Annotated in this window: 10 protein-coding genes; all 10 read left to right on the top strand. The window is 53.3% G+C overall.

The window, feature by feature from the left end; all coding sequences use genetic code 11:
- Nucleotides 1–46: 46 nt before the first annotated feature.
- The 10 genes from IE099_RS01190 (at nt 47) to IE099_RS01145 (ending at nt 14,621) form a co-directional block, all read left to right on the top strand.
- Nucleotides 47–1,297, top strand: coding sequence for a tyrosine-type recombinase/integrase (locus IE099_RS01190; RefSeq protein WP_189566561.1), 1,251 nt, complete (start codon nt 47–49; stop codon nt 1,295–1,297).
- A 134-nt stretch (nt 1,298–1,431) separates the two neighbouring features.
- Nucleotides 1,432–4,686, top strand: a complete 3,255-nt coding sequence (locus IE099_RS01185) for a helicase-related protein (protein ID WP_189566559.1) — start codon at nt 1,432–1,434, stop codon at nt 4,684–4,686.
- On the top strand, nt 4,683–5,060 hold the full coding sequence (locus IE099_RS01180; RefSeq protein WP_189566557.1) for a hypothetical protein: 378 nt from the start codon (nt 4,683–4,685) through the stop codon (nt 5,058–5,060). The genes IE099_RS01185 and IE099_RS01180 overlap by 4 nt, the downstream gene beginning before the upstream one ends.
- 8 nt (nt 5,061–5,068) lie before the next feature.
- Nucleotides 5,069–5,725 (top strand): DUF4391 domain-containing protein, encoded by a 657-nt coding sequence (locus tag IE099_RS01175; protein WP_189566555.1) that lies wholly within the window; start codon nt 5,069–5,071, stop codon nt 5,723–5,725.
- A 135-nt stretch (nt 5,726–5,860) separates the two neighbouring features.
- Nucleotides 5,861–7,072 carry an AAA family ATPase gene (locus tag IE099_RS01170; RefSeq protein WP_189566552.1) on the top strand — a complete coding sequence of 404 codons (1,212 nt, stop codon included), beginning with the start codon at nt 5,861–5,863 and terminating at the stop codon, nt 7,070–7,072.
- Nucleotides 7,069–7,638 carry a DUF4276 family protein gene (locus IE099_RS01165; protein WP_189566550.1) on the top strand — a complete coding sequence of 190 codons (570 nt, stop codon included), beginning with the start codon at nt 7,069–7,071 and terminating at the stop codon, nt 7,636–7,638. Before IE099_RS01170 ends, IE099_RS01165 begins: the two co-directional genes overlap by 4 nt.
- 17 nt (nt 7,639–7,655) lie before the next feature.
- Nucleotides 7,656–9,620 (top strand): site-specific DNA-methyltransferase, encoded by a 1,965-nt coding sequence (locus IE099_RS01160; protein ID WP_189566548.1) that lies wholly within the window; start codon nt 7,656–7,658, stop codon nt 9,618–9,620.
- A 318-nt stretch (nt 9,621–9,938) separates the two neighbouring features.
- On the top strand, nt 9,939–10,826 hold the full coding sequence (locus IE099_RS01155) for a hypothetical protein (protein ID WP_189566546.1): 888 nt from the start codon (nt 9,939–9,941) through the stop codon (nt 10,824–10,826).
- A 12-nt stretch (nt 10,827–10,838) separates the two neighbouring features.
- Nucleotides 10,839–11,444, top strand: coding sequence for an RES domain-containing protein (locus IE099_RS01150; protein WP_189566544.1), 606 nt, complete (start codon nt 10,839–10,841; stop codon nt 11,442–11,444).
- Between the two features lie 141 nt (nt 11,445–11,585).
- Nucleotides 11,586–14,621: a type III restriction-modification system endonuclease gene (locus IE099_RS01145; RefSeq protein ID WP_189566542.1), complete on the top strand. Its 3,036-nt coding sequence runs from the start codon at nt 11,586–11,588 to the stop codon at nt 14,619–14,621.
- Nucleotides 14,622–14,695 lie beyond the last annotated feature (74 nt).

Below are 14,695 nucleotides of genomic sequence, written 5' to 3'. Positions count from 1 at the left end.
AGTGAAACACCATTGACTGTTACTACTGTGTTACTACTATTTCGCCATGGCAACCGTTCATCGTATGAAGGAGCCTTCGGGCAAGCTGTCTTCCAAGTATTACGCTTTCTTTCGGGTTCCCACTTCGGACGGTGGGTTTAAGCAGGTGAAGAAGACCACGGGCCACACCACGAAAAAGGAGGCTCTAGCGGTAGCCAATCAGCTTGAAAGGGAGGCTCTTGCGGAAGCGGGCGCGAGTGACAAGCACGCCGAGGCCATTCTCTCCAAGGTGCGCGAGGCCGGTGAACTGGCTCTCAAGGGTAGACTTAACCCCGCTCATGCTCGGCGTCTCATTGGTGAGATTATGGAAGTTTCCGGGCAGGGGAGTTTGAAAGAACGTTCTTGCCGAGAGTGGTTCTCTGAATGGATGAAGGATAAGGAGGCTACCACCAAGATCGCGACCGTTCGCTTCTATCGCTCCACCACCAAGGACTTCCTCAACTTTCTTGGCGAACGAGCCGACAATCACCTCGAGACGGTTACCTCTGCTGATATCCGTGCTTTTCGGGATTCCGTTATCGCCAACGGACGCACCGGAAAAACTGCGAATCACAAGCTCAAGTGCCTACGCTCCATCTTTGGGGATGCGGTCAAAGCGTCTGCTCTCCTTCAAAACCCAGCTTCCTCGGTGAAGCAAGTCAACGAGGATGACTCGACCTCTCGAGAGCCCTTTACCCCTGCCGAGATTCAGCAGCTTCTCGAATCTTCGCCTAATGTGGATTGGCGGGGAGTCATTCTCTTGGGAGCCTTCGCGGGCCTTCGTCTCACCGATTGCGCTAAGCTCAAGGTAGGGAATATCGATCTCGAACGCCAAGTCCTGCGATTTATGCCGCGCAAGTCCGACCGGAAGAAGAAGGTCTTGGAAATCCCCCTTCACTCGGAGCTTGTCGCTTATTTCACAGAGAACCCGCCCGCGCCTTTTGCCGCGAACCCTCTTTTTCCGACCTTGGCGAAAGTTTCTACAAGTGGACGCAATGGTCTTTCTTCTCGCTTCAAGGACATCATGAACGCTGCCGAGATAGAGCGTCACGTCACCCGCAGAACCAAGGACGGCGCCGCCCGTGAGACCGCTTCTCGTTCTTTTCACTCATTGCGCCACAGCTTCACCTCGATGCTTGCGAAGGCCAATGTTTCGGAGGAGGTCCGCCAGAAGATGACCGGCCATACCGAAAGCGCGACGCATCAGATTTATACCCACCTTGAATTGGAAACTTTGAGAGAGGGAGTAGAGCGTATCCCTGGAGTGAGTGTGGGCTGATCCCTAACTGCGAGACCTTTAACTCAGAGATATGTGTGCTCGACAAGGCCTCATGAGACGCTACGGAACGACATGAGGATGCGATTGGTGTTTCTTTTATCCTCAATTTCTCCTTCACTCTCTTGATAAATCAGATGGAAACCATCGATAACGTCAACTCCCTGTTAGGGGACAATCTCAAGGAAGCTCTTGAAACGGGTTCGAAGCTTCGAATTGCTGCTTCTTGCTTCTCCATGTTCGCCTATCAGGCTCTCAAGAATGAGTTGGAGCAAATCGACGAACTCGAATTCATTTTCACCTCCCCAACTTTCTCTCACGGGGAAGCGACGGATAAGATTCGGAAAGAACAGCGCGAATTTTTCATCCCCAAGCTTGAACGCGAGCGAAGCCTCTACGGCACCGAGTTCGAGATTCAACTTCGCAATAAACTCAATCAAAAGGCCGTTGCCCGCGAGTGCGCGGACTGGATTCGTCGCAAGGCCACCTTCCGCTCCAATGCTACCAAGGCCGCGATGCAGCCGATGGCTTGCGTCAATTCTCCGAATTCCGAGCCCTCTGTCTATTTCCCGTTTCAGGGATTTACTTCCGTGGACCTCGGTTATCAAAAGGGTGAAGCTTTCTCTAATCTCGTTAACAAGTTCTCAGGCTCCGAGATGACCCGGAGCTTTCTCTCCACCTTCGAGCAAATTTGGCAGGACGAAGAGAAGCTTCGTGACGTCACTGACGAGGTAATCGAGCACATCTCGACGGTTTACGCGGAGAACTCCCCCGAGTGCATCTACTTCGTCATCCTCTACAACATCTTCAACGAGTTCCTAGACGACATCGACGAAGACAATCTTCCCAACGACAAGACCGGTTACGAAGACACCGTGGTCTGGAAAAAGCTCTTCAACTTTCAGCGAGACGCCGCCATTGGTATCGTCAACAAGGTTGAGACCTACAACGGCTGTATCCTTGCCGACAGCGTAGGCTTGGGTAAGACCTTTACCGCTCTCGCAGTCATCAAATACTACGAGCTTCGCAACAAGTCCGTTCTCGTGCTTTGCCCAAAGAAGTTGTCTGACAACTGGCTCACCTATAATCGAAACGCTAAGACGAATATCTTGGCCGCTGATCGATTCAACTACGACGTGCTCAACCATACTGACCTCCAGCGCACCTCTGGGGAGTCCTACGGCTTCAAGCTCAACCAAGTCAATTGGGGCAACTACGACCTCGTGGTCATTGACGAATCCCACAACTTTCGCAACGCCAAGCTGGGCGAAGAAGAGCGAGAGTCGCGCTACGAATGCCTCATGAATCAAGTGATTCGCTCTGGGGTGCGGACCAAGGTTCTCATGCTCTCGGCTACGCCGGTTAACAATCGCTTTTCCGATCTTAAGAACCAACTCGCGCTCGCTTACGAGGGCGAGTCCGAGACTCTTCGCGAGAAGCTTGGCACCGACAATTCGGTCGAGGAAATTTTTCGTCAAGCGCAGGCGGCCTTCACTCGCTGGAGCAAATTACCAGCGGAAGAACGCACCTCCGAGGCCATCCTTTCTTCCCTCGACTTCGAGTTCTTTGGGCTTCTCGATAGCGTCACCATCGCTCGCTCCCGCAAGCATATCGAGACCCACTACGACACCAGCGAGATTGGCACCTTTCCCACTCGTCGCCCGCCGATCTCCTTTCGACCACCACTCACCGAGCGCGAAGATGTGCCATCCTTTTCGGAGATTCACGCTTCCCTCACTGCTCTAACCCTCGCTGTCTATACTCCGGCAAGTTACCTTCTCCCAAGTCGTCGATCCAAATACGAAGGCTCCTACGAAGACCTCGAAGGAATCTCTCGCAACGTTTCACTCGAAGGCCAGCAAGCGGGCATCAAGTCCTTGATGACGGTCAACTTGCTCAAGCGGTTAGAAAGTTCGGTTCATTCCTTCCGTATCACGCTGGGTAAGCTCTACCGCAACATTCACCAAACTCTGGAGCGAATCGAAGCCTTTCAATCTGGTCAACTTGCCAAAGGAGCAAAGGCCGCCGGTCTCTCCGTCGACTTTGATTTTGAGGAAGACGATTTTCCAGACCCCTCGCAATCGGCAGGGGACTTTGACTTCGACGACCTCGATCTCACGAGTTGGGCGCGCGAGCTCTCGGCTGATTCGTCTATCGCCTCCGACCTTCTTGCTGAGATGGATAAAGTCACTCCAGGGCACGACCAGAAACTCCAGCACCTCCTTACCCATCTGCAACAGAAGGTCGAAAACCCGATCAACCCAGGCAACAAGAAGGTTCTCCTCTTCACCGCCTTTGCTGACACCGCCGACTATCTCTATGAGCAAGTCGCCAACACCCACCTTGCCCGCTTTGGTCTCCATGTCGGAAAAATCACCGGCACTTCAGCACCCAAGACCACGCTCGCAAAGTCTCACGACTTTCAAGAAGTCCTCACTCTCTTTTCTCCTCGCTCTAAGGAGAAAGACCTCCTCCTTCCGGATGAGTCCCACGAGATCGATCTCATCATTGCCACGGACTGTATCTCCGAGGGACAGAACTTGCAGGATTGCGACTACCTCATCAACTATGACATCCACTGGAACCCGGTGCGCATCATCCAGCGCTTTGGTCGGGTGGACCGGATTGGTTCTCCCAACGAGTCCATCCGACTCGTCAACTACTGGCCCGACCTTTCGCTGGACGAATACATCAACCTCAAGGAGCGCGTAGAAAGCCGCATGGTCATCGTCGATATGACTGGCACTGGGAGCGACAACGTTCTCGACCCTGCAGCCAACGAAGTCTCATACCGCAAAGAGCAACTGCGTAAGCTCCAAGACGAAGTCATCGAGATGGAAGACCTCAAGACCGGGATCTCCATCACCGACCTCGGGCTCAATGATTTTCGCATGGACCTCCTCGGTTATTTGCGTGAGCACGGAGACATAACCCGCACCCCTCATGGGATTCATGCCGTGGTACCCGCAGACCCCGCGAGGGGGCTTCATCCCGGAGCCATCTTTGCCCTCCGCAATCGCATCGAAGAGGTCAATATCGACAAGCTCAACCGCCTCCATCCCTACTATCTCGTTTTCGTGGGGGAGAATGGAGACGTTCAGGTGAAGCACACCGAGCCCAAGCGTCTTCTCGACCTCCTCCGCACCGCCTGTCGAGGCCGGAGTGAGCCCCTTGCTGAGCTTTGCCAATCTTTCAACGCGGCCACCGACGACGGCCGCAAGATGAATCGCTACTCCGACCTCCTCGACCAAGCCATTCGTTCCATGATTGAGGTCAAGGAAGAGTCAGACGTTGATAGCCTATTTACCCCTGGCGGCACGAGCGCATTGGTCGGTTCCATCAAGGGGCTCGACGATTTCGAGCTCATCGCTTTTCTTGTTATCAGACCATGAACGCCAATCAACTTCTGAAAGAATTTGGTAAAATTCGACGCCCTGCCCATGCCACGGCCATGATGAAGCAGCTCCTTGAACCCCACTCTTTTTGCGAGGATTTTGCTGAAGTTCCCGCTACCGCTGATTTGTTTTCTCTGGTCAGCTTCTTCATGAGAGATGACTATCTAAAGGATCCCGGGGTTTTTGCGAGAGAGGGAGAGCTTCTGCCTGACGAGCCTCAGTCTGTTTTGGAGTTGGAGATTCAGCGCACCGAAGAGGGATATTCTATTTCAGCGAACTTCTACTACGGTCTTGGCTTAGGTCGTGGAGCTCAAGCCAAGTTCGATCTCAGCGGGCGGATGAAGGGCAGACAACTGATTTGGCTAAGGTGAGCAGACCGATGTTTATTTGCCCTCCAGCCTCCCTGCTTAACCGCAAGATCGCCAAGGCCAAGTTCCTGGCCAATAGCCATCCATCCACGCGTATCCGTGAATTGTTGACGTCGCAGGTCCAAGATATCATTTGGCATGCCAAGCTCTCGCCAGAGTCTATCAACCTCCCGGCGACTCCCGCCGTAGCTGAAATCGAGGTCTTTCATCTCGCCCTCAAGGGGAAAGACGTGCACCCCGACCTCCTCGACTTCCTCGACAAAAGCATCCCGCATCCCATTATCTTTCGTTTGAAGAATATCGAGGGCCATCTGGCTTACTCAGCCGCCTACAAGCGTCCCAGCGAAAGTGAATTATTCGGTCACGTTCTCGGCTCCCGCTTTTCCACGCCTTTCACGCCGCAATCTTCATCACCTCTTGTTCTCCCCACCGCCCTTGATCTCGAAAAGCTCTACCTCATCCTCTTCGAGCAATTGCTTCCGCTTTCCGCCCGGTCAAACGAACCCCTCGAAGCCCTCATCCTCCGCAACAAGCAGCACCAACTCCTCTCCCGCCAAATCCAAGCCCTTCAGAATAAAGCGAACCGTGAAAAGCAGTTTAACCGTCGAGTGGCCCTCAATCAGGAACTCAATCTTCTCAAAGACCAACTCGACACCCTCCAATCCTAGAAAATACCAACTTAGACCCATTTATACTCGATTTCGGGTATAAATGGACTCCGGCTTCTGGACGATTTCACAACTACGGTTCATTCTTGGTGCAATTTTAGGAGAGGTCGACCTACAGTTCTCAACAGATTCACCATGCGCATCGAAACCATTCGGATCCAAAACTTCAAGTCCTTGCAGTCGGTTGACCTTACCGATCTACCTTCCTTCTGCGCCTTCGTGGGACGTAATGGTTCAGGAAAGACAACCCTCTTCCGGACCTTTGCCTTTTTGAAGAGCTGCCTGGAAACCAATGTCCGCACCGCTCTCAATCGCGAAGGAGGGCGTAATGGCTTCTCAGAGGTGGTCACTCGAGGTCATCTGGAGGAAGCGATCGAGATCGAGATTCAATTCCGCATGGAGATTGCGGGAAAAAACCGCCTCGTGACCTATGCTCTCAAAATTGAGAACAAAGATAGCAAGCCAGTCGTCGCGCACGAAGAGCTGCGTTACAAGCGCGGCCGCTATGGCAGTCCTTACCGCTTTCTCAACTTTCAATACGGCGAAGGCTACGCCATCACCAATGAAGAAGATTTCACCAAGCCCGACGAAGAGCTAGAGCGAGAGTTTCAAAAGCTAACTTCTCCCGACACCCTAGCTATCAAAGGGCTGGGACAGTTTGACAAATTTAAAGCGGCGCAAGCCTTCCGAACCCTCATCGAGCAATGGCACATCTCCGACTTCCACATCGGCGACGCCCGCGGGGTCAAGGACGACGACGATGCGCGGCACCTTTCCGCCTCGGGTGACAACCTTCCGTCCGTCGCTCGCTTCCTGATGGAGCATCACCCGGAACGCTTCGAGGAAGTGAAGCGAAAAATGCGCGAGCGGGTCCCGGGGGTGGACGATATCGAGGTCAAGCTCACCGAGGACGGGCGTCTCCTGATGCGCTACAAGGACGGAGCCTTTAAAGATCCCTTTATCGATAAGAACGTCTCCGATGGCACCGTCAAGATGTTCGCTTACCTCATACTACTGCACGACCCCTTGCCTCATCCCATTCTGTGCGTGGAGGAGCCGGAGAATCAGCTCTACCCCGAGTTGATGGAGATTCTTGCCGAAGAATTTATGGAATATGCCAGTCGTGGGGGCCAGGTCTTCGTTTCAACTCACTCCCCACAGTTTCTCAATGCAGTCCCCCTCGATAGTCTCTATTTGATTGAAAAGGAAAAAGGCATCTCGGCTATTCATCGAGTGAAGAACGACAAGATTCTCGCCGAACAAGTTGCCGAAGGCTGGAAGCCGGGCACCCTCTGGGAGCAGGGGGAGTTCAACGGAGTCGCCAACCGCCTCAATGCTGGGATATGATCGTCATCCTCTCTGAAGAGGCCTCCATGCGGGCCACCCTTGTCGCGCTTTTTACCCGATACTACCCCAGTTTAGTGGAGGGGATCCATTGGCAAATTATTGCCTTTCAGGGGAAAGCCGATCTCGAGAAAAATTTTCCCCACAAGATGCGCAGCTGGTCCTATCTTTCTCCCCACTTCATCATCTTGCGGGACAATGATGGTGCCGATTGCACGGTGTTGAAGGAGCGACTCCGCGAACGGGCTCGCACCACGGGGAAGCCCTATCATATTCGCCTCGTCTGCCAAGAGTTGGAAGCTTGGTTGCTGGGTGACATGGAAGCCATTCAGCAAGCCTATCCTCACTCTCGCGCAACCAACCACACCAATACCGCAAGATTCCGAAATCCTGACAGTCTCGGCAACCCTTCGGAAGAACTCGCCAAAATCACTGGTGTCTCCAGCAAGACCGCAAAGGCCCACGCTATCGCTCCCCATCTCGATTCCTCTCGGATTCAGTCCCACAGCTTCCAAGTCTTCTGGAAAACCATCGCCCACTTCTTTCCTGAAAGCGCCCTTCAACTCTGAACAACGTCCACTCTCCCATGAACAAACTCAAGCTCCACTCCAAGGACCTCACCATGGAAAATATTGAAAAGCTCGCCGAACTCTTTCCCAACTGCATGACCGAGACCCTCACGGAGGATGGCTCGGTGAAGAGCGGTATCGACTTCGACCTCCTGCGGCAGGAGTTGTCGGCGGATCTCGTGGAGGGGCCGCAGGAGCGGTATCGCTTGGACTGGCCGGGCAAGCGGGAGGCGCTGGCCACGGCCAATGCTCCCATCGCCAAGACCCTGCGACCGTGTCGCGAGGAGTCGATGGACTTTGAGAGCACCGAGAATCTCTACATCGAGGGCGACAACCTTGATGCCCTCAAGCTCTTGCAAGAGACCTACCTTGGCAAGGTGAAGATGATCTACATTGACCCGCCTTATAATACCGGCAACGACTTCATCTACGACGATAACTACTCCATGACGCGCGAGGATTATCGGGAGCTCTCAGGTGACGTCGATGAAGACGGGAATCAGATGTTCGATGAGGAAAAGTGGCAGCAGAATTCCAGTGCGCGAGGCCGCTATCACTCGGAGTGGCTTAGCATGATGTACCCAAGGCTGAAGCTGGCGCGGAATTTATTGAGGGAGGATGGGGTGATTTTTATTTCGATTGATGATAATGAAATCGCTAACTTGAGAAGAGTTTCTGACGAGGTCTTTGGAGCCGAAAATTTTATTGCGAATATTATTTGGCAAAAGAAGTATAGCACAAAATCAGACTCGAGACACATTTCGGAATCACACGATCATATCGTTGTTTACGGTAAACGTTCGGAAAAAGTCTTTCTCAATGGGCTGCCTAGAACCGAAAAACAACTTAGTATTTATAAGAATCCGGACAATGATTCTCGAGGAAGGTGGACGAGTGATAATTTGCTTCGAACTGAAGCGCGTGAATATGCAATCTTTCCAATCAAGTCTCCCAAAACCAATGAGGAGTTTCTTCCTCCCGATGGGAGCAGCTGGCGTTACAACCGAGACAAGATTGATGAGCTAATATCTGACAATCGTATTTGGTTTGGCGTTGAAGGAACCTCTCGACCTCGACTTAAACGATTTCTGTCAGAAGTTCAGAGTGCTGTTACTCCGCAAACTTTTTGGTCTTTTGAAGATGTAGGTCACAGTGATCAGGCGAAGAAGGAACTAGGAAGGCTTTTTGATGGTCCGTCGTTTTCAACACCTAAACCAGTCGCTCTTTTACAAAGAATAGCTCTCATTGGGGCGAACCCCAACGACATCATCCTCGACTTCTTCTCCGGATCCGCAACCTCAGCCCACGCCGTCATGAAACTCAACGCCGAAGACGGAGGATCAAGGCGGCACATCCAAGTTCAACTCCCCGAGCCTTGTGATGAAAAGTCAGCGGCCTTCAAAGCCGGTTACGCGACCATTGCCGAGATTGGCAAAGAGCGCATCCGCCGCGCCGGTGCGAAGATCAGAGAAGAACTGACAGCGCAGCTCGAAGGCGAATTGCCAGGCTCCGAAAAGCATAACGAAATCACCGCCAAGCTGGCCCAGCTCGACACTGGCTTTCGCGTCCTCAAAGTCGACAGCTCCAACATGACGGGCGACTACTACAAGCGCCCCGACCAAACCACCCAAGACGGCCTCGACCTCGCGGTGGAGAACATCAAGCCCGACCGCAGCCCTGAGGACCTCCTCTTCCAAGTGATGCTCGATTGGGGAGTGGACCTCGCGCTCCCCATCACGCGCGAGACCATCGCGGGCAAGGAAGTTTTCTTCGTGGCCCCCGGCAATGGGCAGAATGAGGACGCCGCCCTAGCGGCCTGCTTCGAGGCTGGTCTCGGTGACGATTTCTCCAAAGCCCTCGCCAAGAAGCATCCCCTGCGGGCCGTCTTCCGCGATGCTTCCTTTGCCGACGATGCCGCCCGCATCAACGTGGAGCAACTCTTCAAGACCCTCAGCCCCCACACCGAGGTGCGGGCGATTTGAGCGATCACCTGAAAATGGCTGCAGACAGAGTAGAACCTTAATGAGGCTTGAATAATCTTTGATTTTCGTTTGATTTTATAGCAATGAAACCTATTCTCCCCGCCTTCCGCCTGTTAGGGTGGAGTTTGGCTAGGGAGGAAAGACGAGGAATCCCGTGCTAAAAACCAGTTCAAGTGTAAATTAGAGATACGAAAATAAAATCAGATGAGCGCAACGAAAGTGAGCACCGCCCCGGTTAAACCCCGCAAAACGTCGCTCTGCTCGGTCGCAGGACAGGCGTTAGGGAATAAAGTCCTCAGGAAAGGACAGAACCGACTAATGTTAAAGAATCGGAACCGCAAACCCTCCAAGAAAGCTCAGAGTCAGCAAGCGATTGCCCGGGCCACCGCTCTGGTTGACAAGCAGCTAGCCGAGTTGAAGGCCCATTTGTTGGGCAAGGCCGAGATGCAGGCCTTCTTGGATGCGGCCAATGTGGCAGTTGATGTCTATGAGGATGAAGTGGAGGGACTTGTAGAGCGGGCCACTCTGCCCGAATTCGTGGTCTTTACCACCGTGATTGAGGAGGATTACCCGGAGCGCTTTCTTGAGGATATCCACCCCGTCATTGAAAGGTTGAATGACGAGGGCAATGCCAGTTACCTCGTGATCGTCTTTGCGGAGCCATCGACTTTGACGCTAGCTCTCACTTCGCGCTTGTTTGGTCAATATCCGCGCTTGAAGGGACGAGTGGAGATTGCCCACCACTTGGAGAATCTGGAGAACGAGCTTAGCGAAGCCTTTAGCAAAGCGGTCGCCGATTGGACGGAAGCGCCTACCCTTCTTGATGACGCGAGGGATGGTCTCAAGGGAATCGCCGACCTTTACTCCGATTCCAAGCCAAGCCGCTTGTGCGGCAAGAAAATTGGAAAAATCTTTGGCTATCGTGGCAAAGAGATGGCCACCATTCTCTCGCAATCGTTGGATCGGCCGGTTTCCGCAGCGGCCTTTTCTGCCACCCCCGACAATGATCGGCTGCAGGACTGTCTGCGCAACTTCGAGCTGATCGCCCGCTTGCGAACCGTAATGAGCGAGGCTGAATTCAATGCCTGGTTAGGAGCGGACAATTGGAGCTTGGAAGACGCGTCGCCCCGGCAGTGCATCCTGGAAGGAGATGTCGATGCAGTTGCGGGCTTGGCAGCACGTATCTTAGAGGGTAATCCTAGTTAAACGCTAGGATTGATGGAACTGATATACAAAACGCAGAAAACCACTGCTCCAACGACATTCTTCTTCGGCTGCGTCCACCGAGTAGTCCCTAAAAGAACCTATCAGGAGTGCGATCCCCGTTCTTTGCTCCACGTTACAGGGAACCCCAACCGGTGCAATGCCATGGGAGTCCACGCCCTATATGTTTCGCCTGAGGGCGAAACCGCAAAGAGGGAGTATCGCTTCCACATCCCCACTGGTGAAGCTCACCAGTTCATTGCCTATTTGCGTTGTCGGCTTTTACTTGATCTACAGGATGAGAGCAGTTGGGCTACTTTTGGACTTGAGGAACGCGACTTCTTTGCCGGTATCGATCGCCGGATGAAGCGAGAGTCCCTCCCCCTACATCAGATCGGTGCCGCGATTGCTGAGCGAAAGGTTTTCGGACTGGTTGACAATATACCGCAACTTGTAGCGGGCATCGCCTTTCCTTCCAACGCCTGTCATCAGTCGGGCATTACAGGAACTAACTTTGCTTTGTTTCGAAATGCCTTCGAAGACCCCAATTCCTTGGAACCCATGAAACAAGCCGAACATTTGCAACCCACTCTGGCGGATCGTTGGCCGATTTCCAGCTAGCTTCCGTGCAAACTCTTCGCCGTAGTCAATTCTCCTTTAAGCACCCCTTGTGATTTTGCAGCTTAGGCATGTGACCTTGGCGCACAAGCATGTGACTTTACGCCAGATGCTCGCGCCACCAATTAGTCCCTACCCGGCCCCATGAAACTCCAATTCACCCACAAGGCTTACCAAGCAGCCGCCGTCCACGCCGTCGTCGATTGCTTTATGGGGCAACCCAAACAGGCCGGACTTACCTACCGTCTTGATCCGGGCAAAAAGGAGGGGACGGACGGGCAGAAGGAAATGGATTATCAGGACAACGCTTTTCGTAATGCCGACTTGGCCTTGCCGACTGAGGCCCTACTGGAAAACGTCAAATCTGTTCAACGCGGGCAAAACCTGACGGTGTCCAAGAACCTCGTGAAGACCGTCAACGCCGATGTCAACCTCGATGTGGAGATGGAGACTGGCACGGGGAAGACTTATGTCTACATCAAGACCATGTTCGAGCTGCACCGTCGTTATGGCTGGAGCAAGTTCATCATCGTGGTCCCTAGTATTGCGATTCGCGAGGGGATCCAGAAGTCCTTGGAGCTGACCAGCGCGCACTTTCTGCAGGATTATCACAAGAAGGCCCGCTTCTTCATCTACAACTCCAAGCAACTGCACAATCTGGAGTCCTTTTCCTCCGACGCGGGTATCAATGTGATGATCATCAATACGCAGGCCTTCGCCGCCAGAGGGAAGGATCAGCGCCGGATCTACGAGGAGCTGGATGACTTCCAATCCCGTCGTCCCATCGACGTCATCAAGGCGAACCGGCCCATTCTGATTCTCGATGAGCCCCAGCGGATGGAAGGGAAGAAAACGCAGGACTCCCTCAAGGAGTTTAACCCCCTCTTTGTGCTGCGCTACTCGGCTACTCACAAGACCACGCACAACCTGGTCCATCGTCTCGATGCCCTGGATGCCTACAATCAGAAGCTGGTGAAGAAGATTGCGGTGCACGGGATTGCTCAGAAGGGGCTCACGGGCACGGATAGCTATCTTTACCTGGAAGGATTGACTCTTTCCCGCTCCAAACCCGTGGCGCGCTTGGAGTTCGAGATTCAATCCAAGAGCGGCCACATTAAGCGCACCCTGCGCAGGATATCGGTAGGCGATAATCTCTTCGAGCTTTCCGGGGAATTGGGCCAATACCAAGGCTACGTGGTCTCCGACATTGATGCCATTCACGACAAAATCATCTTCACCAACGGCAAGGAGCTTCCGGTGGGACGAGTCTCGGGTGATCTCAATGAGGAGGCCCTGCGACGGATCCAGATTCGAGAAGCGATTCGCGCGCACTTGGAGAAGGAGCGGGAGCTGCACGAGCAAGGCATCAAGGTGCTGACTCTCTTCTTCATCGATGAGGTGGCCAAATACCGTAGCTACAATGAGGAGGGCGAGGAAGAAGCAGGGGAGTATGCCAAAGTCTTTGAGGATGAATACAACGAGCTTCTGAACGAATACTTGGAACTCGGCGAAGACGGCTTTCAAAAATATCTCAAAGGCATCGCTCCGAAGAAAACGCACAATGGCTACTTCGCCATCGACAAGAAAGGACGCCTCATCGACCCCAAGGTCAAAGCCAAAGGGGAAGATGCGGGGCTGACCGATGACGTCTCGGCCTACGACCTCATCTTGAAGGACAAGGAGCGCCTGCTGTCTTTTGCAGAGCCCACCCGCTTCCTGTTCTCCCACTCCGCTTTGCGCGAAGGCTGGGATAACCCCAATGTCTTCGTCATTTGCACCCTGAAGCACAGCGAGAACACCGTTTCCCGCCGTCAGGAGGTGGGACGTGGGATGCGGCTTTGTGTGAATCAAGATGGAGAGCGTTTGGACGACCCGGCGACGGCACACGAGATCAATCAGCTCACCGTCATCGCAAACGAATCCTACGAAGTCTTCGTGAAGGGGCTGCAAGCGGACATTCGCGACAGTCTGTCCAGTCGTCCCAAGATGGCTACAGAGTCGTTCTTTGAAGGCAAGGTGATCACCGATGCCGAGGGGCAGCAGGTCACCATCGACAAGGGCTTGGCGAAGAAGATTCACCGCTATCTCATCAAGCACGATTACATCGATGAGGGAGACCTCATTACGGAGGAGTATCACGGAGCGAAAGAGAACGGGACCTTGGCGAAGCTGCCTCCGGAATTGGAAGCCTACACCGACTCGCTAGTGGTCCTCATCGACACCGTCTTCTCTGACGCCGCGATGCCGCAGATTGTGGATAACCGGGCCGCGAAGGAAAATCGCCTCAATGAGAACTTCCAGAAGAAGGAATTCCAAGAACTCTGGAAACGCATCAATCACCGAGCGGCCTACACGGTGGCCTTTGATAGCGAAGAATTGGTGCAAAAGGCAATCAAGGCGGTGAACACTAACTTGCGTGTTGCTAAGCTGCAGTTCCAGTTGAAGAAAGGGCAGCAAGAAGACGAGATTTCGCAAGAGAGTCTCGAAGCGGGAAAGAGCTTCGTTCTTCGGGCTCAAGAAACGGAATACAATGCCAAGAGCATCCAATCGACAGTCTCCTACGATCTCATTGGCGAGATTGCCGCGCACACCCAGCTGACTCGTCGAACGGTCGGAAGCATTCTGCAAGGCTTGGAGCTGCCGGTCTTCAATCAATTCCGGACGAATCCCGAGGATTTCATCACGCAGGCCTCCCGGCTCATCAAGGAGCAAAAAGCAACCGCCATCATCGAGCATCTCGCTTATGACCCGGTCGATGAGCGCTTTGATTCGACCATTTTCACTAGTCCCAAGCACGCCGACTTCAGCCAAGCCTACAAGGCAAACAACCACATCTATGACTACGTGTTCACCGACTCCAAGGGAGAGCGCACGTTTGTGGGAAACTTGGACACTTCCGCCGAGGTCACCGTCTACGCCAAACTTCCGCGAGGCTTCTCCATCCCCACTCCGGTCGGTGATTACAACCCCGACTGGGCAATTGCCTTCGAGAGCGGAAAAGTGAAGCATCTTTACTTCATTGCTGAGACGAAGGGATCGATGTCGTCACTGCAGCTTCGCGAGATTGAGAAGGCCAAGATTGATTGTGCGAAAAAGTTCTTCGCAAAGATCACTCAAGACGAAGTTCGCTACGATGTCATTGAGAGCTACGATAGCTTGATGAGTCTTCTTCAAGATTAGGTATAAGCTCAAATTGCTCGTCAAGGGGGCGTTCAGATGTTGGCTAGTTGATGTCGGCCCCTTCTGGGCTTGCT

The organism is Roseibacillus persicicus (genome assembly GCF_014651675.1).
Taxonomy (GTDB): domain Bacteria; phylum Verrucomicrobiota; class Verrucomicrobiia; order Verrucomicrobiales; family Akkermansiaceae; genus Roseibacillus; species Roseibacillus persicicus.
Note: the sequence above shows the minus strand (reverse complement) of the source record. Positions and strands in the feature narration are given on the sequence as shown.

Coding starts and splice junctions, on each gene's coding strand:
- IE099_RS01160 (WP_189566548.1), top strand. CDS start 7,656: ATGAACAAACTCAAGCTCCACTCCAAGGACCTCACCATGGAAAATATT.
- IE099_RS01155 (WP_189566546.1), top strand. CDS start 9,939: ATGTTAAAGAATCGGAACCGCAAACCCTCCAAGAAAGCTCAGAGTCAG.
- IE099_RS01165 (WP_189566550.1), top strand. CDS start 7,069: ATGATCGTCATCCTCTCTGAAGAGGCCTCCATGCGGGCCACCCTTGTC.
- IE099_RS01180 (WP_189566557.1), top strand. CDS start 4,683: ATGAACGCCAATCAACTTCTGAAAGAATTTGGTAAAATTCGACGCCCT.
- IE099_RS01175 (WP_189566555.1), top strand. CDS start 5,069: ATGTTTATTTGCCCTCCAGCCTCCCTGCTTAACCGCAAGATCGCCAAG.
- IE099_RS01145 (WP_189566542.1), top strand. CDS start 11,586: ATGAAACTCCAATTCACCCACAAGGCTTACCAAGCAGCCGCCGTCCAC.
- IE099_RS01170 (WP_189566552.1), top strand. CDS start 5,861: ATGCGCATCGAAACCATTCGGATCCAAAACTTCAAGTCCTTGCAGTCG.
- IE099_RS01150 (WP_189566544.1), top strand. CDS start 10,839: ATGGAACTGATATACAAAACGCAGAAAACCACTGCTCCAACGACATTC.
- IE099_RS01185 (WP_189566559.1), top strand. CDS start 1,432: ATGGAAACCATCGATAACGTCAACTCCCTGTTAGGGGACAATCTCAAG.
- IE099_RS01190 (WP_189566561.1), top strand. CDS start 47: ATGGCAACCGTTCATCGTATGAAGGAGCCTTCGGGCAAGCTGTCTTCC.